Origin of the sequence: Flavimobilis rhizosphaerae, from assembly GCF_014852685.1 — a bacterium.
GTDB lineage: Bacteria > Actinomycetota > Actinomycetes > Actinomycetales > Cellulomonadaceae > Flavimobilis > Flavimobilis rhizosphaerae.
Genome location: NZ_JACZDF010000002.1, coordinates 454,763 through 475,638, shown reverse-complemented (window position 1 = coordinate 475,638; position 20,876 = coordinate 454,763). Strand labels below are relative to the sequence as shown.

General features: G+C 74.5%; 18 protein-coding genes. 3 read left to right on the top strand and 15 right to left on the bottom strand.

What is annotated here, in order from left to right; translation table 11 throughout:
* Nucleotides 1-10 precede the first annotated feature (10 nt).
* Genes IGS67_RS05460 through IGS67_RS13810 form a run of 5 tightly spaced genes read right to left on the bottom strand, consistent with a single transcriptional unit; the run spans nt 11 to nt 5,538 of the window.
* A complete protein-coding gene (locus IGS67_RS05460) occupies nt 11-1,252 on the bottom strand; it encodes a CDP-glycerol glycerophosphotransferase family protein (protein WP_192278613.1) in 1,242 nt (413 codons plus the stop codon).
* Entirely contained in the window at nt 1,249-2,403 is a 1,155-nt protein-coding gene (gene glf, locus IGS67_RS05455; RefSeq protein ID WP_192278611.1) for a UDP-galactopyranose mutase, read from the bottom strand. The genes IGS67_RS05460 and glf overlap by 4 nt, the downstream gene beginning before the upstream one ends.
* A gap of 2 nt (nt 2,404-2,405) precedes the next feature.
* Nucleotides 2,406-3,257, bottom strand: coding sequence for a glycosyltransferase (locus tag IGS67_RS05450; protein WP_192278609.1), 852 nt, complete (start codon nt 3,255-3,257; stop codon nt 2,406-2,408).
* The gene (locus IGS67_RS13815; RefSeq protein WP_328741642.1) at nt 3,254-4,222 is read right to left on the bottom strand and encodes a glycosyltransferase; all 969 of its coding nucleotides are present in this window, start codon (nt 4,220-4,222) and stop codon (nt 3,254-3,256) included. The genes IGS67_RS05450 and IGS67_RS13815 overlap by 4 nt, the downstream gene beginning before the upstream one ends.
* Nucleotides 4,223-4,278: 56 nt before the next feature.
* Nucleotides 4,279-5,538, bottom strand: a complete 1,260-nt coding sequence (locus IGS67_RS13810; protein WP_235977744.1) for a hypothetical protein — start codon at nt 5,536-5,538, stop codon at nt 4,279-4,281.
* A 92-nt stretch (nt 5,539-5,630) separates the two neighbouring features.
* Here IGS67_RS13810 and IGS67_RS05440 point away from each other — a divergent pair, with 92 nt between their 5' ends.
* Nucleotides 5,631-6,752, top strand: coding sequence for an acyltransferase family protein (locus IGS67_RS05440; protein WP_192278604.1), 1,122 nt, complete (start codon nt 5,631-5,633; stop codon nt 6,750-6,752).
* Here IGS67_RS05440 and IGS67_RS05435 read toward each other — a convergent pair.
* The 5 genes from IGS67_RS05435 to IGS67_RS05415 form a co-directional block, all read right to left on the bottom strand.
* The gene (locus tag IGS67_RS05435; protein ID WP_192278602.1) at nt 6,746-7,975 is read right to left on the bottom strand and encodes an LGFP repeat-containing protein; all 1,230 of its coding nucleotides are present in this window, start codon (nt 7,973-7,975) and stop codon (nt 6,746-6,748) included. The genes IGS67_RS05440 and IGS67_RS05435 overlap by 7 nt on opposite strands.
* Nucleotides 7,976-8,042: 67 nt before the next feature.
* Nucleotides 8,043-8,981 carry a cation diffusion facilitator family transporter gene (locus IGS67_RS05430; protein ID WP_192278599.1) on the bottom strand — a complete coding sequence of 313 codons (939 nt, stop codon included), beginning with the start codon at nt 8,979-8,981 and terminating at the stop codon, nt 8,043-8,045.
* Between the two features lie 109 nt (nt 8,982-9,090).
* A complete protein-coding gene (locus IGS67_RS05425) occupies nt 9,091-9,306 on the bottom strand; it encodes a Trm112 family protein (RefSeq protein WP_102509247.1) in 216 nt (71 codons plus the stop codon).
* A 92-nt stretch (nt 9,307-9,398) separates the two neighbouring features.
* Entirely contained in the window at nt 9,399-9,671 is a 273-nt protein-coding gene (locus IGS67_RS05420; RefSeq protein ID WP_192278597.1) for a hypothetical protein, read from the bottom strand.
* 1 nt (nt 9,672) lies between these two features.
* A complete protein-coding gene (locus IGS67_RS05415; RefSeq protein WP_192278595.1) occupies nt 9,673-10,050 on the bottom strand; it encodes a DUF3499 domain-containing protein in 378 nt (125 codons plus the stop codon).
* 87 nt (nt 10,051-10,137) lie between these two features.
* Between IGS67_RS05415 and IGS67_RS05410 the strand changes: the two genes are divergently transcribed.
* Complete coding sequence (locus tag IGS67_RS05410; protein WP_328741634.1) at nt 10,138-10,590, top strand: metallopeptidase family protein; 453 nt, start codon at nt 10,138-10,140, stop codon at nt 10,588-10,590.
* Nucleotides 10,591-10,645: 55 nt separating this feature from the next.
* On the opposite strand, the gene IGS67_RS05405 is transcribed toward IGS67_RS05410, so the two are convergent.
* Genes IGS67_RS05405 through IGS67_RS05395 form a run of 3 tightly spaced genes read right to left on the bottom strand, consistent with a single transcriptional unit; the run spans nt 10,646 to nt 16,195 of the window.
* The gene (locus tag IGS67_RS05405) at nt 10,646-12,319 is read right to left on the bottom strand and encodes a DUF5719 family protein (RefSeq protein WP_192278593.1); all 1,674 of its coding nucleotides are present in this window, start codon (nt 12,317-12,319) and stop codon (nt 10,646-10,648) included.
* On the bottom strand, nt 12,316-15,822 hold the full coding sequence (locus IGS67_RS05400; protein WP_192278591.1) for a glycosyltransferase: 3,507 nt from the start codon (nt 15,820-15,822) through the stop codon (nt 12,316-12,318). Before IGS67_RS05400 ends, IGS67_RS05405 begins: the two co-directional genes overlap by 4 nt.
* Nucleotides 15,823-15,877: 55 nt before the next feature.
* Nucleotides 15,878-16,195: a WhiB family transcriptional regulator gene (locus IGS67_RS05395; RefSeq protein ID WP_102509251.1), complete on the bottom strand. Its 318-nt coding sequence runs from the start codon at nt 16,193-16,195 to the stop codon at nt 15,878-15,880.
* 276 nt (nt 16,196-16,471) lie between these two features.
* On the opposite strand from IGS67_RS05395, the gene IGS67_RS05390 reads away from it, so the two are divergent.
* Nucleotides 16,472-17,281 carry a TIGR03089 family protein gene (locus tag IGS67_RS05390; RefSeq protein ID WP_192278589.1) on the top strand — a complete coding sequence of 270 codons (810 nt, stop codon included), beginning with the start codon at nt 16,472-16,474 and terminating at the stop codon, nt 17,279-17,281.
* Nucleotides 17,282-17,373: 92 nt separating this feature from the next.
* Here the strand turns inward: IGS67_RS05390 and IGS67_RS05385 are convergent, their stop codons facing one another.
* Together IGS67_RS05385 and IGS67_RS05380 are read right to left on the bottom strand one after the other, a co-directional pair.
* Nucleotides 17,374-19,476, bottom strand: a complete 2,103-nt coding sequence (locus tag IGS67_RS05385; protein ID WP_192278587.1) for a DUF6541 family protein — start codon at nt 19,474-19,476, stop codon at nt 17,374-17,376.
* 25 nt (nt 19,477-19,501) lie between these two features.
* Entirely contained in the window at nt 19,502-20,803 is a 1,302-nt protein-coding gene (locus IGS67_RS05380) for a nucleotide sugar dehydrogenase (protein ID WP_192278585.1), read from the bottom strand.
* Between the last annotated feature and the right edge of the window lie 73 nt (nt 20,804-20,876).

The following is a 20,876-nucleotide window of genomic DNA, read 5'->3' as shown; positions in this document are numbered from 1 at the left end:
GGCAGTCGTCCTACCCGGGCTCCCCCGCGGGAGCGTCGGAGCGGGGGTCGAGGCCGGCGACGAGCGCCGCCGCGGCGGCGACGAACCGTGCGGTCGCACGGCCCGGCGTGACGTCGGAGAGGTAGTGCTCGACGAGCGCACGCGCGGCATCGTCGTCCGACTCCGCGAGGGCCCGCGCGACCGCGGTCGCGGCGTCCTCGTCGGCGTCGAGCATGCGCTCGGGCGCGAGGATCGGCGCAGGTTCGGGCACGACCGCGTCCCCACCCGGGCGGGCGACGAGGAAGGGACGGCCCGTGGGCAGCCAGTTGAGGGCGACGCCGGAGACGTCGCACACGAGGACGTCGGCCCGGGCGAACGCAGCGGCGAGGTCGGGCGACGTGTCGACCCGGTGCGCGCCGCCGGCACCCGTGACGAGCGCGCGGATCTCCGCGTCGGCCGCGCCGTACTCCGCCGACGTCACGCCCGTGAGCGGGTGAGGCCGGTAGAGGACGTCGTAGCGGCCGTCGTCGAGCAGGGCGCGCACGAGGCGCACGCCGTGGCTGAGCACCGACGAGTAGGCGACCGACGGCTGCGCGCCCTCCCACGTCGGCGCGTAGAGCACGGCCGTCCGCTCCCCCGGCGTGCGCTGCGGCAGCGTGAGGAGCCCGCTCGAGTCGAGCTGCGGCTGACCGACGATGACGCAGCGGGCCTCGGCGTCGTACCGCGGGACGTGCGCGACGAGCCGCTCGACAGCCGCACGCCCCGCGACGAAGCAGAAGTCGTACGCCTTCACCTGGTTGGACGCGCTCACGCCCTTGTCGGACTCGCCGTGTCCGAGATAGACGTGCGTGAGCGACGTGAACCGCAGGTTCTCGAAGTTCCGGGGCGAGTGGTTGACGTAGAGGGCGACGCGGACGTCGCTGCGCGCGAGGAGGTCGTCCATGCGCCCGTAGCGCGCGATCGTCAGCACGTCGAGGCTCGACGCCTCCCGCACGGCACGTGCGGTGCGGGAGTCCTGGCAGACGACGACGGTCCGGGCGACGCGGTCGAGCGCCTCGAGCGCCGGCACCCACGGGCGCAGCTGGTAGAGGCTCTCGAGCGTGTCCGGGAAGAACACGACGACCCGGTGCGGCAGCGACGTTCCCGCGAGCTCGTCGTCCTGGCCGAGGCGGTCCGGGATCGTCACGGGGAAGAAGCGCGAGCGGCGCGCGCGGCCCATGACCCAGCGCTGCAGCGCCCGCACCTGGCGGGAGCCGAACGATGACGCGCTCATGCCTCGTCCCACAGACCGGCGAGCTGGTTGTCGACCATCGAGAGCGCCGAGCCGATCGCCATGTGCATGTCGAGGTACTGGTACGTGCCGAGGCGGCCCCCGAAGAACACTCTCGGCTCGGCCGCCGCGAGCTCGCGGTAGCGGAGCAGCATCTCACGGTCGGAGGCGGTGTTGACCGGGTAGTACGGCTCATCGCCCTCGTCCGCGAACCGCGAGAACTCACGGACGATGACCGTGCGGTCCGTCTGGAGGTCACGCTCGGGGTGGAAGTGGCGGAACTCGAGGATCCGCGTGAAGGGGACGTCCTCGTCGGCGTAGTTCATCACCGACGTGCCCTGGAAGTCGCCCGTCTCGACGATCTCCTGCTCGAAGTCGAGCGTGCGCCACGTGAGGCGCCCCTCCGCGTGGTCGAAGTAGCGGTCGAGCGGCCCCGTGTAGACGACGGGCACGCGCCCGACGACCTTGTCCTTCGAGAGCTCGTGGGAGTCGTCGAAGAAGTCGGTCGACAGGCGCACCTCGATGTTCGGGTGGTCCGCCATGCGCGTGAGCCACGCCGCGTACCCATCGGTCGGCAGGCCCTCGTACGTGTCGTTGAAGTAGCGGTTGTCGTACGTGAAGCGCACGGGCAGCCGCGAGATGATCGACGCCGGGAGATCCCGCGGGTCCGTCTGCCACTGCTTGGCCGTGTAGCCGCGGATGAACGCCTCGTAGAGAGGACGGCCGATGAGCGAGACGCCCTTCTCGTCGAGGTTCTCGGGCCGCTTGCCGTCGAGCTCGGCGGACTGCTCCGCGACGAGCGCCCGCGCGGCGTCGGGCCCGTGCGACGAACGGAAGAACTGGTTGATCGTGCCGAGGTTGATCGGCATGGGGAAGACCTCGCCGCGGTGCGACGTATACACGTGGTGCACGTAGTCCGTGAAGGACGTGAAGCGGTTGACGTACTCCCAGACGCGTTCGTTCGACGTGTGGAAGAGGTGCGCGCCGTAGCGGTGCACCTCGATGCCCGTCGTCGGTTCGACCTCGCTCCACGCGTTGCCACCGAGGTGGTCGCGCCGGTCGAGGACGACGACGCGCCGGCCCGCGGACGCCATGCGTTCGGCGACCGTGAGCCCGAAGAGCCCCGCACCGACGACGACGAGGTCTGCTCCCATGGTCACGACTCCTTCTCCCCCGCGCGACGACGCAGGATGACGGACCTGTACGCGACGCGACGCACGGCCTCCGGGACCAGACGGTACCCGCCCCGCACGACGACGTTGCGGACGGCCTGCGGGGTGCTCGTGAACCCCTCGCGCCGGAACGTCCCCTGGAGGGAGAGCTCCGAGCGCAGCAGCGAGCGCCCGCCGCGGCGCGCGTACGAGCCCGCGCCGGTGCGGTACTTGACGAGCGGCTCGGCGAGGTTGGCGACCTTCGCGCCGTGCGCGATCATGCGCGCGAAGAGCAGGTAGTCCTCCATGAGGTGGAGGTCCTGGTAGCCGCCCGCCGCCGCGACCGCGGAGCGACGGTAGACGACGCTCGGGTGGTTGAAGGGGTCCGCGAAGCGCGCGTAGCGCGCGATCTCGTCAGGGTCCGTCGGCAGGACGCGCAGCGCGCCCGTGACGTGCTCGTCGTCGTCGAACTCGACGAGCGCCGTGCCGACGAGGTCGGCGCCGGCCGCGACGACAGGGATCTGCTCCGCGAAGCGCCGCGGGAGCGAGATGTCGTCCGCGTCGGCACGCGCGACGACCTCGTGCGCGCAGCGCGCGAGCCCCGCCTCGAGCGCACGGGCGAGCCCGACGTTCTCGGGGAGCTCGACGAGCGTCACCGGCACGACCGCCCGCTCCCGGATCGCGACGAGCTCCGCCGCGATCTCGGGCCCGACGGGGCCGTCGCGCACGATGACGACCTCGTCGGGACGCAGCTCCTGCTCGACGGTCGCGGCGTCGAACGCGCGCGCGAGGAACTCGGCGCGATCGCCGCGGTAGACGGGCAGGAGGACGGAGAACGGAGGAAGCTCGCCCGTCATCGCACGGACCGGTCGAGGACCACGACGTCGTCCGCGAGCGAGAGGCCCGCGAGGACCTCGGACGTCGGACGCGGTCGTCGCAGGACGCCGTCACGCAGACCGCGACCCCCCGCACGCAGGAGGACGCCACGCGCCTGGGACCGCGCGACCGTCCGCGCCCAGCGACGCAGCGTCGACGCACCGTAGAGCAGCCGCTCGCCGCCGCCGAGCGCGCGCGACCGCGTGAACATCCAGATCTTGTTGCGCACCTCGAAGTAGAACCGGTCCCCCGGGTCGGCGTCCGTCGCGCCGAACGTCTTCGTGCGGTGCTCGACGACGCTCGCGGGCACGTGGAGGCCCGTCCCGTCGCGCAGCAGCCGGCACGAGTACTCGAAGTCGTCGTTCCAGATGAAGTAGTCGGCGACGGGCAGACCGTGCGTGCGGACGGCGTCCGCGCTCACGAGCATCGAGACGAACGACGTCGAGCGCACCGGGACGACGCCTGCGCGGCGCGCGGCCGCGAGCGCCGCCCGGCTCGCGCCCGGCCGGCTCCGGGGCGTGTTCATGGGATGGTCGCGCCCGTCGGTCCACACGACGCGGCTGCCCGCGGCGTCGACCGGCCCCGGGTGCGTCGCCCATGCCGCGAGCAGCTCGGCGAGAGCCGTCGGCGTCGGGATCGTGTCGTCGTCCATGAGCCACACGCCGTCGGCGCCGAGGCTCGCGACCGCGTGCGCGAGGCCTGCGGCGAAGCCGCCGGCGCCCCCGGTGTTGCGCTCGAGCGTCACGACGACGGGAGCCGCCGGGTGGTTCCTCGCGACCTGCGCCGAGTCGTCGGTCGACGCGTTGTCGACGACGAGGATCGCGTCGAGCGGCCGGGTCTGCGCAGCGAGCGCGTCGAGCGCGTCCTGGAGCAGGTCCCGGCGGTTGAAGGCGACGACGACAGCGACGACGCGGCCGCCGGGCCGCACGAGAGGAGAGTCCACCACCCCTCGAGGATACCGATGAGCGGAGCGCCGGGGCGCCCCGACGTCCCGCGACGCCCTCAGTAGGACGGGTAGACGTAGTAGAGGACCGCCGAGCGGGGGAACCAGCGCTCGAGCACACCGCGATGTCCCGCGGGGAGCGGACCGACCGTGTTGCCGTCGATGAGCCGCACCCTGCCGCCCGAGATCTCGCTCACGAGCGCGACGTGCGTCGCCTCGCCCGCGGGCCCCGTCGTGTGCCGGAACGCGAGCGCACCGACCTTCGGCGTCGTGCCCGAGGGGAGGGTGCGCAGCGTCGTCGACCGGAACGTCCTGAACCTGTTGATCTTCGGGACCGCAGCGCCGTTGCCCGAGGCCTGCGACGCCCACGACTGGAAGAACGAGCACCACGCGGCCCGCGACCCCATCCAGGTGTTGAACTTCGTCGTCTGTCGCGACGGGTCCGGCGCGCGCCTCACGTAGCCGACCTGCGAGCGGGCGGCCGCGATCATCGCGCCGCGGTCGCCCGTGACGGTCGTCGACGCGACAGCGCCGCTCGACGGCGAGACGTAGGCCGTCCCGCGCGAGAACCTGTGGACGCATCCACGCTCGAGCAGTCCGCACCGGCCGTCGGCGACGGGCACGCCCCACCGGCCCTTCGCCGCGCGCGCGTCCGCATACCAGCGACCGGTCGCACCGCTGACCAACCACGTGCGGACCGTCGTGCGCGTCGACGTCTTGCGCGTCACCTCGACGAGGACACCCCCGGCGTACTCGCGGGACCGGACCTTGACGAGGCCGGTGACGCGCGTCGCCCGGCGCTGCGCAGGGGTGAGCGTCCGGATCTTGTCGAGGGGCCGGCCAAGGCGCGTCGTCCCGAGCGCGGCGGCGCGCGCCTCGAGCGTGCGTGCGCCGCGACTCACGACGACGGCACGCTGCGCGGTGCGGACGGTCCTGCCGTCCGCACCGAGCACCCGCACGCGGAACGCGTCCTGCCGGTCGACGACGACGTGCGCCGTGAGACGCCCCGACGCCGACGTCCGGGAACGCACGACGCGGTTCCAGCGCGTCCCTCGGCGCTGCTCGACGACGACCTCGCGCGTCGCCGCCCTCGTCACGCCGCTCACCCTCACGGCGAGCCAGAGACGCTCGCCCGCACGGGGACGCGTCGAGGACACGGCGAGACGCACCGTGGGACGCGTCTCGGACGCCGCGGCACGGACTGCGGAGCCGTCGACGACGGGCGCGGCGACTGCCGCGGGCACGAGAGGGCCTGCGAGCGCGAGGACGAGCATGAGCACGAGACCGGGCACCAGGCGAGCTGGGGGACGACGAGCCATCACCCCACAGTGCCACGGGGCCCCGGGCGTGGCCAGAGCAGAACGGGGCGGGGTCGCTCGCGACGCGCGACCGGGGCACCTATTCTCGGCTGGTGACCACACGCGACCCGTACCTCGACAACGCGCGCGGCCTCCTCATCGGCCTCGTCGTCCTCGGGCACGTCCTCACGCCGCTCGCGACCCGAGAGGCCGACGTCCTCAACTTGTGGATCTACTCGTTCCACATGGCCGCGTTCGTCACGGTCTCCGGGTACGTCGCGCGGGGCTGGGTCGGCAGCCCGCGCCAGGCGGCCGCGATCGTCACGTCGCTCGTCGTCCCGTACGTGCTGCTCGACCTCGCGCACGAGGCGATCGCCTCCGTCCAGGACGGCACGGCCATCCGCGTCACGCTCCTCACGCCGGCGTTCACGCTGTGGTTCCTCGTCGCGCTCGCCCTGTGGCGCCTCGCGACCCCGGTCCTCAGGGTGCTCCGGCACCCGCTCGCCGTCGCCGTCGTCCTCAGCCTCGCTCTGCCCTTCGAGCGGGCGCTCGACTCGACGCTCTCCCTCGGCCGCGTCGTCGGGTTCCTGCCGTTCTACGTCCTCGGCGCCTGTGCGACGCCGGCGACGCTCGCACGCGTCCGGGGGCTCGGACGGAGGTGGCGCCTCGTCGGAGGCGCCTACCTCGTCGCGCTGCTCGTCGTCTGCGTGGTCGTCGAGGACCGTGTGCACCGTGGCTGGTTCTTCCTCGACGGCTCCTACCGTGAGCTCGAGCTCGACCCCGTGCCCGGTCTCGTCATCCGTGCGCTCGCGCTCGCTGGCGGCCTCCTCGGCACCCTCGCGATCCTCCTCGTCGCGCCGCGCGGCGACTCATGGCTCACCCGCTGGGGTCGCAACAGCCTCGCCATCTACATCGTCCACGCACTGCTCGTGCGGCCGTTCCTCGGTTCCGGGACGCTCAAGGCGCTCGAGGGCCCGTGGGTGGTCGCCGCCGCTGTCGGCGTCGCCGCCGTCCTCACGGCGATCCTCGCCCTCGACCCCGTCGCGCGGGGCGTCGACGCGCTCGTCCGGCCGGCCTGGCTCGGGCGACTGCTCACCGACCGCGAGGCGGCCGCCCGGCGCGGCGCACCGGCCGACGCGGCACGCAGCGGTACGGAGGTGCACAGCGCCGAGGTGCGCAGCGGCACAGAGACCACGGGCGTACCCGGTGACGAACAGTCGCGTCCCGCTCAGTAGCGCGGGTAGCCGTAGAACTTCACGCGGTTCGCGGTCGACCACTTCTGCTCGGACACGCCACGGAAACCGCCGCCCGGACCGTAGTTGCCGTGGATGACGTTGAGCCAGCGGCCGTCCGCGCTCACCGAGGTCACGAGCATGACGTGGTTCGCCTCGGAGTGCGGGGGCCTGGTGCTCACGAACGCGAGCGCGCCCGGGCGGGGCTTCGAGCCCGTCGGCATGGACGCCCGTACCTTCGAGACGAAGCTCGGGTAGCTCTTCGCGACCGGGATCGCGGCCTGCCCCGCGGCTGCGCCCGACCACGAGAGGAAGATCGAGCACCACGCGTTGTCGGAACCGACCCACGCGTTGTACTTCGTCGTGTGCGGACCGACGCCCGGGTAGCGGTCCTTGTAGCCGACCTGCGAGCGTGCGACTGCGAAGACCTCGCCCATGCGGCCGCGTGCAGCCGACGACGACGCCTTCCGGTCCCCCTGCGCTGCATAAAGCGTGCCCTTGGCGAAGCTCTGGACGCAGCCCCGCTCCGCCAGGTCGCAGCGCGCATCCGACGTCGGGACGCCCCACCGGCCCGACGGACCGCCGTCAGCGAGGTACCGCCGGAGGATCTTGCCCGTGACGAGCCACGTCCGGCGCGACGACGACGTCGTCACCTCGACGAGCAGCCCCTTCTCGAAGCGCTGGTGGACGACCTTGCGGACGTTCTTCACCCCGGTGCGCGACCGCTGCGACCGCGTGAGCGTGCGACGCGCCGAGGTCGCGTCCCCGACGCGCCCTGCAAGCGTCGACGCCCGCTTCGTGAGGGTTCGTGAACCCGTCGCTCGCACGACCGTGACGGTCCGGCTCGTCGCCGACGCCGACGACCCCGTGGCCGAGGCGACGACACGGAGCCTGCCACTCTTCGACGGGCGGACGGAGAGCGTGAAGCGACCGCCCGCACGCGTCGACGTGCGCGACACCGTCGTCCAGCCGGACGCGCCGTCCGGGCTGGACTGGAGCCGCACCGACCGGCCTGCGGACGAGCCCGAGACCTTGCCCGTCACCCAGAGCCGCTCCCCCGCGAGGAAACGGCCTCCGGCCGACACCGTCGCCGTGACGGTGGGGCGTGGCGGCGCGGCGGCCACGGCCGCCGGCGCCCCGACCGGTACGACGAGCCCTGCAAGCGCGATGACGACGACGAGAAGCGCTGCCCTCACCGTCCGCGAGCTGCTGACGTACGTGACCATGCGTGGCTCCTGCCCCCCGGCGTCGACTGGTGCCCACGCTACCCCGGGGCGGCCGCCCGGGCACGGATCAGGAGGTCGGGCTCGTCGTCCCGGCGCGGCGCAGGTCGGGCTCGAGGTAGATGACCGCCCTGAGGTCGGGAACGGCTGCACGCACCGCGGCCTCGGCCGCGTCGATCTCGGCAGCGACGTCGGCCGCAGACTCGACGGCCGTCACCTCGATCTTCGCGGCGACGAGGATCTCCTCGGGTCCGAGGTGCATCGTCCTCAGGTGGATGACCGACTCGACGCCGCCCGTGCCCTCGAGTGCGGCGCGCACCGCCGCGACGTTCTCCGGGGTCGCCGCCTCACCGATGAGGAGCGACTTCACCTCGATGCCGAGGATGATCGCGATGAGGATGAGGAGGACGCCGATCGACGCCGTGCCCGCCGCGTCCCACAGGCCGTTGCCCGTGACGAGCGTCATCGAGACGCCCACGAGCGCCAGCACGAGTCCGACGAGCGCACCGAGGTCCTCGAGGAGGATGACCGGCAGCTCGGGCGACTTGGCCCGCTGGACGAACTCCCGCCACGAGAGCCGTCCACGCACGTGGTTGGACTCGACGACCGCCGTCCGGAACGAGAACGACTCCATGGCGATCGCCACGACGAGCACGACCACCGGCACCCAGTGCCACGACGTGATCGGGTGCGGGTCCTGGAACTTGTGCCACGCCTCGTAGAGCGCGAAGAGACCACCGAGGGAGAAGAGGATGATCGACACGAGGAACGCGTACACGTACCGCGCCCGGCCGTAGCCGAACGGGTGCTCAGGGGTCGCCTCCTTGCGCGCACGCTTGCCGCCCACGAGGAGCAGCACCTGGTTGCCCGAGTCCGCGAGCGAGTGGACGGACTCCGCGAGCATCGACGACGACGACGTGAGCAGGTAGGCGATGAACTTCGTCACCGCGATGCCCGCGTTCGCGAGCAGCGCCGCGACGATCGCCTTGGTTCCACCGGCAGTTGACATGGTCAGTCGTCCCCTCGACGTCGCCCTCGCCCCCGGACGGGGCGCGGATCAGTGTAGGGCCGAAGGTCCGCTGCGCGCGCGACGGCCCGTGGCTGCACCGCCGCCGGCCTCAGAGCGGGCGGGCGTCGTCGACGAGCAGCACGGGGATCCCATCGCGGACCGGGTACGCGAGCGCCCCCTCGGGAGCGGTCGACCACAGCTCGGGCGAGCCGTCAGGGCCGACACCGTCGACGAGCTCGGCGCCCGTCGCGGGGCAGCGCAGGATCTCGCGCACCCATGGCTCGACCGGCACTCCCGCGAAACCCTCGTCGTTCTGCGCGCTCATCGTTCCTCCTGCGTGTCGTGGTGGGACGTGCTCGCCCCTCGATCCGTCCGGCGCGGCGCGTCGCGCCCCGTCCCCTCGCGGGGCGGACATGGTCAGCTGCTCGGCCTGCGCATCCGGGGAAGGACGTCGTCCGGGTCGAGAACCTCGCCCGTCGCTCCGATCCAGCTCGTCGTCTCGCAGCGGTGGCACGAGACGAAGACGACGTCCGTGCCGTCCGCGAGCGTCATGTCGACACGGGTGAGCTCCTCCGCCCCGCAGCCGACGCACTCGCACGTCCCCGGGGACAGCGGTGCGGGCGAGCTCAGCGATCCGAGCGGCTCGGCAGGTCGTGCGCCGCGGCGGCGGCGCGGCGTCGGCCCGGCCACGTCAGCCCTCGCCCCGCAACACCCGGAGGTGCCCCTTGCGTGCGATCTCCCCGACCTGGACGGGAGCGGGCTCCGCGAGGTGACGGCCGCGGACCGGCGCGACGGCCGCCCGGCCGGCCTCGCGCACCGCGTCAGCGAGGGCGAGCAGGTCATCCCGGCTCGGGCCCGCCTCGACGTGGTCGGTGACGAGACGCACGACCTCCCAGCCCCGCGGGGCTGTGAGCCGGTCGGCGTGCTCGGCGCACAGGTCGTAGCTGTGCGGCTCCGCGAGCGTCGCGAGCGGCCCGAGGACCGCGGTCGAGTCTGCGTACACGTACGTGAGCGTCGCCACCGCGGAGCGGGGGCACGCGGTCCTCGTGCACTGGCGAACGGGTCTCACAGCTCCCGATGGTAAGCCGCCACGGCCCCCAGACCCGAATCCCACGCCGAGCACCGGCCCCCGCGCACGAACGCCTAGTCTGGGGACGTGCGTCCGAGACCCCCTGCCCCCACCCCCGCCGAGGGCGTGCGGCGGCGCGACCGACGCGGTCGCGGCCTCCGCGGCCCCCTCATGCCGGCCACCCTCCCGGCCGCACGGACGCGCGCCGAGCGCTTCGACGACCTCGTCGTCGCGACGGTCGTCCGCATCGAACGGACATGGTCGCGGCAGCTCGCGGGCACGGAGTTCGCCGTCGAGGACGTCCCGCCGTCCGACCCGGCCCCGTGGGAGCACCGCCGGGGCGTGCCGATGGGACGCTACTTCCCGTCCGACGGCGCGCTCGCGGCACGGATCGTCGTCTACCGTCGGCCCGTCGAGGAACGCGCGCACGACCGCGACGACCTGGCCGAGCTCGTCCGCACCGTCGTCGTCGAGCAGGTCGCCCACATGCTCGGCCGCGACCCCGAGGAGATCGACCCGGGGTACGTCGGGGACTGGTGAGCCCCTGCCCCGGGACGGGCGCCGCAGGGCGGACACCGCCGGACGACACGGGTCGTCAGAAGCCCTGCGACGGCCGCACGACGACCGACCGTGAGACGACGTCGCCCACGGCCGGCGCGAGCACCGTGAGCAGGCCGTCGGCCGTCCCGTCGAGCGCATCCGCGCTCGCCTCGAGCGACCACGCAACACCGGGGCCGTCCCCGACCGTCCGCACGACGACCGCCGCGACGTCGACACCGGGCGCAGCGGCGTCGACCCCGAGCACGGTCGTCCCCCCGACGGGGACGTCGACCGGTCGGGTCGCCACGACGCGGCCGTCGACCCCCACGAGGTCGACCTCGACGCGCCGCGTCGCGACGGCGAGCGGAGCCCCGTCGTCGTCGACCGGGACGCCCGTCCCGAGCGCTGCTCCCGGGACCGCCGAGAGATCCTCGGGGACCGCGGCGAGCACGAGCGTGCGCCGGACGCCTGCGGGGCTCGCGACGAGGCTCGTCCCCGGGACCGGCGCGACGTTCCCCGCGACGATCGCCCTGTCGTCGCCGTCCGTCCCGGGACGCACGACGGTGACGGACGCGACGACCGGGACGGCCGCGTCGACGACGACCGTGTACCGGCCACCCTCGAGCGCGTCGAGGTCGAGCGAGACGAGCTGACCCGGAACCGCCTCGAGCTGCTCCGCGCCCGGGACGAACACCCTTCCGTGCGCGCCGAGGACCGTCACGGTCACCGGCACGGGCTCCGTGGACACAGCCTCCTCGGACCCTGCCTCCGGGCCGGGCACGAGGACGTCGAGGCGCGGTCCGGCGCCCGGGCCCGTCGTCGTCACGCCGGAGACGACCTGGCGCGTCGCGGGCGACGTCGCGGACGCGAGGTCGACGCCCGTCGGCCGCAGCCCGTCGAGCGCTCCGACCTGCAGGTACGACGTCACGAGCGCGCCGCGTGCCACGACCTTCACGGCAAGGAGCCGCTGCTCGGGCGCGACGCTCTCGAGCAGACGTGCGGACTGCCCGCCCGCCGGGACCGTCATGGTCGTCGGCCCTGCCGCCTCGACGCGCCCGCCCGGTCCCCACAGCTCGACGTCGACGACCGCGGCGGTCCGCGACGGGTTCTGGACGACGAGCCTCGTGCTCGCGCCCCGCGTCGTCGTCCCGCCGAGCAGCCACTGCCCGGCGGAGGGCATCGCGCAGGACGCACCCGCGAGTCCGCGCAGGTCGCCCGCGGTCGTCGTCGAGACGACCGCGCCGCCGAGAGCAGCCGTCCCGTCGGGTGCGGGCGACGCGGCGAGCGTCACCGGGCCCGTCACCCGCCCGCGTGCGACCCCGTGGCCCCCCTGCGGCGTCACCGTCACGCCGTCGGGCGTCGCGCCGTCGAGCAGGCGCACCGGGGCGGGCCCGACGGTCGCGGGCGTGAGGACGACTCCGCCGAACGCCGTCACCGTGCCGACGGGCGTCGGGTCGAACGCCGGGTCCGTCGACGCGTCGGGATCCGCGAGCTGCGCGGGGCCCGGGCACACGACGTCGACCGACGACGGGACGACCGACAGCTCCTGCGCGGCCCCGCCGCCGGCCTCCTCGACCGGCAGGAGGTCGACCGCCCAGGCCGTACCGCCCGCGAGCCCCACGACGAGCAGGCCCGTGAGCCCGCGCAGCGCCGCAGCGCCGTACCGGCGCCGAGGCGCGTGCACGGGGGCCTCCTCGGCGGGCTGCTGCGTGCTCTCGTCGGTGCTCACCGTTCCACCACCCTGCGTCGGACGGGCACGACGAGCAGCCCGTAGATCACCGCCGTCGCGACGAGCACGACCTGCCACCAGGTGCCGCCCGGCGACTCGTACCAGACCTCGAGGCGGCCACCGCCCTCGGCGGGCAGCGCGAACGTCTGCTGCCACGCTCCCTCGGGCACGCGCTGCGCGACCTCGAGCCGCCGCCCGTCGAGCGTCGCGCGCCAGCCCGGCGCGGCACGCTCGGCGAGGACGAGGGTGCGGGTCCCGGGCTGCACGTCCCAGCCCGTGCCCGCGGTCGTCCCGAGCTCGGCGAGGTCGCTCGCCCGGAGCCTCACGTCGATGCTCCGGCCGTCCGACGGCACGACGAGACCGGAGCCCGACCCGTCGAGCAGCCGCGCCCAGCCTGTCACCGTCGCGGTGCCCGTCGACTCCCCTGCCGGGACCGCGACGCGCCACACCGTGCCGGTCGCGCCGTCCGCGACACGCTCGAGACCGGCGTGCGCGTCGAGCCGCGCGAGCAGGGCGCCACGGGCGTCCTCGTCCGTCGTCGGGCCGACGAGCACCGCGCCGACTCCGAGGTCGACGAGCGCCGAGGCGTCGTCGTCGACCCCGCCGACGAGGCTCGCGACTGCCGTCGCGAGCGCCTCGGCGGGCGCGTCCGCGTCGGCCGAGAGCGCACGGTGCGCGAGGACGACCGACGTGTCGGCGAGCTGGGGGCCGTCGGCGTGCAGGAGCTGGAACGTCGTCGTCGGGCCCGCGTCGAGGCGCAGCACGCGCGCCGTACGGGGTGCTTCCTGCATCTGGCGTCCCACGGCAGGCACGACGTCTCCCTCGAGAACGCGCAGCCCGGCCGCACCACGCACGTCGACGAGCTCGGCGCCGCGCGCCAGAGCGAGGCCCGAGCCTGCGAGCCCGACGACGACGAGGAGAGCGAGGGTCATCTGACGCCATCCGAACGCGTGCTCCGCGACGCGTTCCGTCACGTGGTCGAGCCCCACGAGCCCCGCGCCGAGCAGCGCGAGGACGATGAGCGACACCGCGCCGCCGGCCGACGCGTGCACCGCGCCGAGGTCTCCTGCACCGACGACGACCGTCGCGGCCGCGGCACCCGCGGCGAGCGCGACCGTCGCGACGAGCCACGCGCCGCGCACCGCACCCGCGCGGTCGCGGCGCATGAGCGCGCCAAGCGCGCACACGACGACGAGCCCGCCGAGGACGAGGGGCAGCGCAGCGGCGACTGCGGTGGGCACAGGCAGGCTCTCGGCCCACGACCACGCGGGCAGGACCGTCGGCTCGCCGAGCAGCAGGCGCCAGCCTGCAGGCGCGTCCGTCGGCACGGGCCGTCCCGGAGACGCGAGGAGCAGCGGCCACGCCGCCGCACCGCGGCGCACGACCTCCGCGACGAGCGGCACGAGGACGAGCACGGGCGGCACCGCGACGAGGAGGAGCAGGCGACGCCCACCGCGCGGGCGCGGCCGTCCGCGCAGGAGGGCGACGAGCACGAGGCCCACGAGCGACGGCACGAGGAGCACGGGCGCTCCCGCGACCGCGAGGGCGAGGGCGAGACCTCCGAACGCCGCGGCGGGGACCGACGCGTGCGCGACCGGACGGGTCACCGGCAGGACCGTCTCCGTCACCGGGACCGACGCGACGCCCGCGGCCGCGAGGTACGCCTCCTCGCCGTCGTCCGACGTCGCGGACTCCCGCTCGAGACGCCGCGCCTCCGCGCGTCGCGCGGCCGCGACGACCGCACGCTCGACCGGAGGACGTGCCCCCAGACCGACGGCCTTGAGAGCACCCCACACGGCCCACGGCAGCACGACGTGCGCGAGGACGTCGCCGAGGCGCCCCGCACCCAGCCCGGCCGCGAGCACGGGCGTCGCGACCCACACGAGCGCGGCCGTCGAGCGCAGGAGAAGCGACTTCGTCGCCGTTCCGGCGGCGAGCCACGCGCCGAGGCCCGCGACGACGAGCGATCCCACGAGCGCGACGTCGACGACCGTCTGCAGGTCGCCCCCGAACGGGGTGACGAGCGCGACGAACGGCAGGAGGACCGTGAGCAGGGGGTCCGCGGAAGCAGCGTCGCCGACCCCCGAGCGCAGCCAGCCGTCGGCGACCTCCGCCCACACGTCGGCGAGCGAGCCGCTCGCCACGGGGAGCGACTCCGACACGAGCCGGGCTCCGCGCCCCACGGCTCCGAGCGCCGGGCCGAGCCACCACAGGGTGAGACCGACGAGCCCGACCGTCGTGAGGCTGACGCCGACGACGCGTCGACGCAGGTCCGCACGACGCTCGGCGAGCGCGAACGCGTCGCCGCGCGCGAGCGCCCGACGCCGCTCGCCGCGCGCGAGCCGGCGGTCGCGCCGCGCGACGACGACGTCGCGCCACGTCGCGCGCAGCGGGACGAGCGCGGACCGTGGCAGGACGCGCGCCCGTCGCACCCGGCGGCGCGAGCGCCACAGCGCGACGGGACGCAGCACCGCCCAGGCGGCCGCGGTGATCTCGGCACGCGCGCGCCGCGCGCGCTTCGCACCGAGCTGCCACAGCGCGCGCGGCAGCGCGAGGAGCGCGACGACGACGAGGTGCAGCCACACGAGCCCCGTCGGAGCACCCGTGAGCCGGTACCAGAGCTCGGCGCGGCGCCGGGCCGCGAACGACCGCTCCTCGTCGGGCTCGTGCTCGGGGTCGGTCTCCCGGCGGCGCAGGTCGAGGTGCGTCGCCCTGGCGTGCGCGACGACAGCACCCGGGACGACGACGACGCGGTGGCCGGCAAGTCGTGCGCGGCGCGAGAGCTCGAGGCCGTCACCGACGTTGCCGTACTCGGGGTCGGGACCGTCGAGGGCCGTCCACACGTCGAGGCGGGCGAGCGCGCCCGCGAGCCCCACGCCGAGGACGTCGACCCGGCCGTCGTGCTGGCCCTGGTCGATCTCGCCCGGCTCGACGGACGTCATGCGCCGACCGGCGGGCGACGTCGTGAGGCCGACCTCGACGAGGCGGCGACGGTCGCCCGGCTCGACCTGCTTGGCGCCCGCGAGCACGACGGACGGCGCATGCTCGACCGCACGGACGAGCGCGTCGAGCGCCTCGGGCTCGGGCGTCGCGTCGTCGTGGAGCAGCCACAGCCAGCCCGACGGGCTGGGGGCGGGGGCGGAGCCGAGGTCGGCGAGGTGGGCGAGCCCGGCGCGCACGGCGGCGCCGAAGCTCGTGGCGCGTGGCGCGTGGACGAGGACCGTCGGGGGTGCGTCGTCGGAGGCGGGGGCGAGGCGTGCGCGCCGGTCGGCGTCGCGGACGACGTCGACGACGAGGAGGCGGTCGGGGGCGTGCTGCTGCGCACGGACGGCGGCGATCGTCGCGTCGAGGTAGGGGGTCGCGCCGCGCGTCACGACGACGGCCGTGACGGTCGTCGGCGCGTGGGTGACGCCGGTGCGGGTGCGCGGGGTCCCGGCGTCGCCCCGGCCGTGAGGACGGGCGGGGCGAGGGCTGCGGGCGGGGGTCGCGTCGGGGGTCGTCATGCTGTCGCCATCATGCCGCTCCGACGGGTGAGGGTCCCGGAGGACCGCCGGTGTGTCAGACGGCCTGTCGCTTGAGCTTGCGGCGCTCGCGCTCGGAAAGTCCGCCCCAGATGCCGAAGCGCTCGTCGTTGGCGAGCGCGTACTCGAGGCACTCGGCGCGGACCTCGCAGCCCGTGCAGACGCGCTTGGCCTCGCGGGTCGAGCCGCCCTTCTCGGGGAAGAACGCCTCGGGGTCGGTCTGCGCGCACAGGGCGCGGTCCTGCCATGCGAGGACGGTCTCGTCGGTGTCGATGCCGAGCGTGAGGATCTCAGCCCCCACGGGACGGCTCGCGTCGGACGGGAACGGGCCGTCCGTCTCGAGCAGGTTCCACATGGTGCTCCCCCTTCGTCTCTCCGTGCGCCGCCGGACCGGTGCCCTGGGTGGTGACCGGGGCGTCGTCGTCCCGCACCTGAGCCGCTCGGGGCTCTGGTGGCCCCGCACGACGATCCGTTACCCAAATTACATGCGTGTCATGCGGGTAAGTCAAGCCGAGGTGTGCTATCCCGACGGTGAGGAACCTCCCAGGCACCTCCCGCAGGCGCCCACGTCACGTCCTCGGTGAGGTCACGGACGGCCACGACACAGGCAAAGGCTCGGTAGGCTCTCCCCATGACGACCTCCCCTGTCGCGGCGATCCTCGCGACCCTCACCCAGGATCCCGGCCGCCCGCGCCTCACCTGGTACGGACCCGACGACGAGAGGGTCGAGCTCTCGGGAGCCGTCCTCGCCAACTGGGTGACGAAGACCTCCAACCTCCTCGTCGAGGAGCTCGACGCAGCCCCCGGCACCGTCGTCGCGCTCGACCTGCCCGCGCACTGGCGCACCCTCGTGTGGGCGCTCGCCGTGTGGCGCACCGGCGTGACCCTCTCGCTCGTCTCGCCCAAGGACGACGAGGTCGAGGCCGACGTCGCGATCACGCATCGCCCCGAGGCCTGGGCCTCCTACGACGTGCCGCTCGTCGCCGTCGCGCTGCCCGCCCTCGCGCGCTCGTTCGGCGACGGCCTGCCCGCCGGCGCGCTCGACGCCGCAGGTGCCGTCATGACGTACGGCGACGTGCTCGGGCCCGTCATCGATCCCGTCCCGGACTCCCTCGCGATCGTTACAGGCGCCTTCCGCGGCGCGGTCACCGTGTCGTACAACGACCTCGTCGACTGGGCGGAGTCCGCGCGCGTCGCTCCCCAGGGGGACCGCATCCTCCTCACGTCCGACGCCGACTGCGTGACGTGCGCCGACGAGCCTGCGACGCACCACGCCGACCACCTCGGGCGCCGGGGCAAGCTGCTCCAGACGCTGCGCTCGTCGCTCAACGCGTGGTCGACGGGCGGCTCCGTCGTGCTGCTCGACCCGACGCAGTCCGAACGCATCGCGACGCGCGAGGCCCGCGCGCACCTCGTCGAGATCGAGCGCATCGGCCGCTGACCTCGACCGTTCTCTCCCCCTCGCGCAAGAATCCGCCCGTACGGCTATCCGGAGCAGCCATACGGGCGGATTCTTGCGCGAGGTGGGGCGGGTCAGGGCTGGCAGACGGTGAGCCGGTAGACGCTCGCGGTGCCCTCGGAGTCGACGACCTCGACGCCCTCGGTCGGCGCCCGGTGCAGTCCCGGCGCGCCCGCGTCGACCTTCGCGCCGTCCGCGGCCGTCGCCGTGTCGACGTAGAGGTGCGTGATGCCGTTGCGGCGCACCGCGTCGCACACCGCCGGGTCCGTCACGAGATCCGAGAACGAGGCCCGCAGCAGCCGCTGGTCCGCGGTGAGGTTCGACACCGACAGCTGCGGCAGGAACACACGACGGTCGGCGACGGCCCAGACGAGGGCCGCGCCGTTCGCCGGGTCCCCGACGACGAGCGCGTCGGGCGGCAGCACCCGGTCGAGGCGACCGAGAAGCCGGACCTCGTCGGGCGAGAGCATGTGCCCCCACCTCGTCGCGCCCGGCTCGTAGGCCTCCGCGAACCGGCCCGCCGTCGCTGGCACGGTCCACGGCACGGACGTCACGAGGGCGAGCACCGCGATGCTCGCAGCAGCGCGCGACGTCGTCGCACCCCCGGCCCGCACCACGGCGGGCACGGGTCCGGCCCGCCGCCCCAGGCGACGGGCGACGGCGCCCCCGAGCACGAGGCAGCCGAGCGCCGCGAGCGGCACCGCGACGACCGGTAGGACCGCCTGGATCCTCGCGGGCTGCGAGTACCAGAGGCCTGTGAGGACGCGCAGCGGCGTCGGCGGACCCGCCGCGAGCGCCGTGAGCACGACGACGAGCGCCCACGCACCCACGACCCACGTGATGCCCTGCAGGTCGGCGCGCGCGCGCTCGACCTGCGCGGCCCCGCTCCCCGGACGCACCGGGAGCCACGGCACCGCACCGATCCGGGCACGCAGCACGACGACGATCCCGGCGATCGTCGCGACCGCGACGACGAGGTCGCCGACCGGCCCTGACAGCGGCTGGTCGATGAGCACCCCGCCGATCGTCGCCGGGTAGAACGCCTTCGTCGCCCGCGGGAACGAGAGCATGTTCTGGACCGTGGGGTTCGTGAGAACGACGACGAGGCCACCGACGAGCCCCACGCCCCCGACGACCGCGCTCGCGACGACCCGCCCCCGCTGGCCCGCCGCCCAGCGGCGCGACGCTGCGTGCGTGAGTGCCGCGAGGCCGTACGGGCCGAGGAGCAGCCCGAGCGAGAAGACGCCCGAGCCGTGCGCGAGGCCGACACCGCCCGCCGCGGTGAGGACGACGAGCACGGTGACGACGAGCCGTGCCGGCGCCGTCGCAGGCACACCACGGTCGACACGGGCGCGGCTCGCGACCGCGAGCGCCGTCGCCCCCGGGACGAGCGCGACCGCGAGCGCGTACGGCCACTGGGCGAGCGTCGAGAGGACGACCGCGGGGAACGCGCCGAACGTCGCGACGAGGAGCAGCGCGAGCGGCGTCGCCGTCCACCAGCGCCACAGCAGCACGCGCACGAGCGCCGCGACGCCGAGCGGCCACACGAGCCCGCCGAGGACGAACGTCGACGCGTTCGCGGCGAGCGTCACGGAGCCGCCCGCGGGCAGCAGCGCGACCATCGCGTGCCACACCGCCGGGTAGTAGACCTTCGGTCCGATCTCCCCGTAGAGGGGCCGCATCGCGCCCCGGTTCGACGCGAGCCCCGTCTCCTGCACGGCGCGCACCCCGTTGAGGTGGAAGACCGAGTCCCATTGCTGGAGCACCGCGTCCGGCGCGCCCATGCCGAGCACGACGGGCACGCAGAAGAGCAGTGCCGCGACGGCGAGCGACGCGACGACCCACGGCCAGCGCGCGCCCCCGAGCTCGAAGCGACGCGCCCACAGCCCCGCGGGTCGCAGGCCGCGCGAGCGCTGCTCACGGGCGACCCAGCGGCCGAGGACCCACGCGACGAGGGCCGCCAGGAGGAGCGCGGCGCCGATCGGGGCCCACCCCCACGGCACGCCGAGCATGCCGGCGAGGAAGGCGCTCACGCCGACGAGCGCGACGGAGACGGGCGCGGCCCCGCCGAGCGCGAGGAGCCCCCGCACCCCGGCACAACGCAGCAGCGTCCACCCGGGCACGACGAGAAGCGCCGCGAGCACACCCGCGGGGACGAGGGCGGCAGCCCAGCTCATGCGCGTCGTGGGCGCGCGGACGCGGTCACGAGGCCGTGCCCTGCCCGACGACGACGCGCGGCGTCCCCGTCCACAGCGCGGCGTCGGTGATCCGACGTCCGTCGACGAGGAGGCGGACGCCCGGCACGTCGGCCGGGGCCAGCGTGCGGTAATCGGCGTGGTCCGTCTGGACGACGACGAGGTCCGCACCGTCACCGAGGTGGTGGGCGGCGAGGCCGAGCGCGGCGAGCTCGTCGTCGGAGTAGAGCGGGTCATGGACCGTCACGGACGCGCCGCGCGCCTCGAGCGCGGCGACCGTCGCGAAGACGCCCGAGAACGCCGTCTCCTTGACGCCGCCGCGGTAGGCCGCACCGAGGACGACGGCGCGCAGGCCGTCGAGGCTGCCGAGGAGGTCCGCGGCACGGGCGACGGTGCGCTCGGGCATCGCGGCGTTGACCGCGCGCGCCTCGCGCACGACCGACGCGTCCGGGTCGACCGAGAGGTAGAGACGCGGGTAGACGGGGATGCAGTGCCCGCCGACGGCGATACCCGGCCGGTGAATGTGCGAGTACGGCTGGGAGTTGCACGCGTCGATGACCGCGTAGATGTCGATGCCCGCCTTCTCGGCGAACGCCCCGAACTGGTTGGCGAGGCCGATGTTGACGTCCCGGTACGTCGTCTCGGCGAGCTTGGCCATCTCCGAGGCCTCCGCGGAGCCGAGGTCCCACACGCCGTTGGGGCGCGGCAGGTCCGGGCGCTCGTCGAACGTGAGGACGGCCTCGTAGAAGGCCGTCGCGCACGCCGCACCCTCGGCCGAGAGCCCACCGACGAGCTTGGGGTACTTGCGCAGGTCCGCGAAGACACGTCCCGTGAGGACACGCTCAGGCGAGAAGACGAGGTGGAAGTCCACACCCTCCGTGAGGCCCGAGCCGGCCTCGAGCATGGGCTTCCAGCGACCACGCGTCGTACCGACCGGGAGCGTCGTCTCGTAGGAGACGAGCGTGCCGGGCGTGAGGTGCCGCGCGAGCTCGGTCGTCGCGGCGTCCATCCAGCCGAAGTCCGGCTGGGCCGTGGCCTCGTCGACGAAGAGCGGCACGACGAGCACGACCGCGTCCGCTCCCGGGACCGCGTCCGCGTAGTCGGTCGTCGCGCGCAGGCGGCCCGCGGGGACGAGCTCCGCGAGACGCTCCGCAAGCTCCGCCTCCCCCGGGAACGGCTCACGCCCCGCGTTGACCGCGTCGACCGTCGCCGGGTTGACGTCGACGCCGACGACGTCGTGCCCCATGCTCGCGAACTGCACCGCGAGCGGGAGTCCGATCTTGCCGAGGGCGATGACTGCGATGCGCATGGGGGTCCTTAGGACGAGGTCGCGGGGTGCGGGCGGCGCGTGGCCGGCCATCCCCGAGCATATCGACGCACCG

Coding starts and splice junctions, on each gene's coding strand:
- IGS67_RS05460 (WP_192278613.1), bottom strand. CDS start 1,252: ATGAGCGCGTCATCGTTCGGCTCCCGCCAGGTGCGGGCGCTGCAGCGC.
- glf (WP_192278611.1), bottom strand. CDS start 2,403: ATGGGAGCAGACCTCGTCGTCGTCGGTGCGGGGCTCTTCGGGCTCACG.
- IGS67_RS05450 (WP_192278609.1), bottom strand. CDS start 3,257: ATGACGGGCGAGCTTCCTCCGTTCTCCGTCCTCCTGCCCGTCTACCGC.
- IGS67_RS13810 (WP_235977744.1), bottom strand. CDS start 5,538: ATGGCTCGTCGTCCCCCAGCTCGCCTGGTGCCCGGTCTCGTGCTCATG.
- IGS67_RS05435 (WP_192278602.1), bottom strand. CDS start 7,975: ATGGTCACGTACGTCAGCAGCTCGCGGACGGTGAGGGCAGCGCTTCTC.
- IGS67_RS05430 (WP_192278599.1), bottom strand. CDS start 8,981: ATGTCAACTGCCGGTGGAACCAAGGCGATCGTCGCGGCGCTGCTCGCG.
- IGS67_RS05425 (WP_102509247.1), bottom strand. CDS start 9,306: ATGAGCGCGCAGAACGACGAGGGTTTCGCGGGAGTGCCGGTCGAGCCA.
- IGS67_RS05400 (WP_192278591.1), bottom strand. CDS start 15,822: ATGACGACCCCCGACGCGACCCCCGCCCGCAGCCCTCGCCCCGCCCGT.
- IGS67_RS05395 (WP_102509251.1), bottom strand. CDS start 16,195: ATGTGGAACCTGCTCGAGACGGACGGCCCGTTCCCGTCCGACGCGAGC.
- IGS67_RS05390 (WP_192278589.1), top strand. CDS start 16,472: ATGACGACCTCCCCTGTCGCGGCGATCCTCGCGACCCTCACCCAGGAT.
- IGS67_RS05385 (WP_192278587.1), bottom strand. CDS start 19,476: ATGAGCTGGGCTGCCGCCCTCGTCCCCGCGGGTGTGCTCGCGGCGCTT.
- IGS67_RS05380 (WP_192278585.1), bottom strand. CDS start 20,803: ATGCGCATCGCAGTCATCGCCCTCGGCAAGATCGGACTCCCGCTCGCG.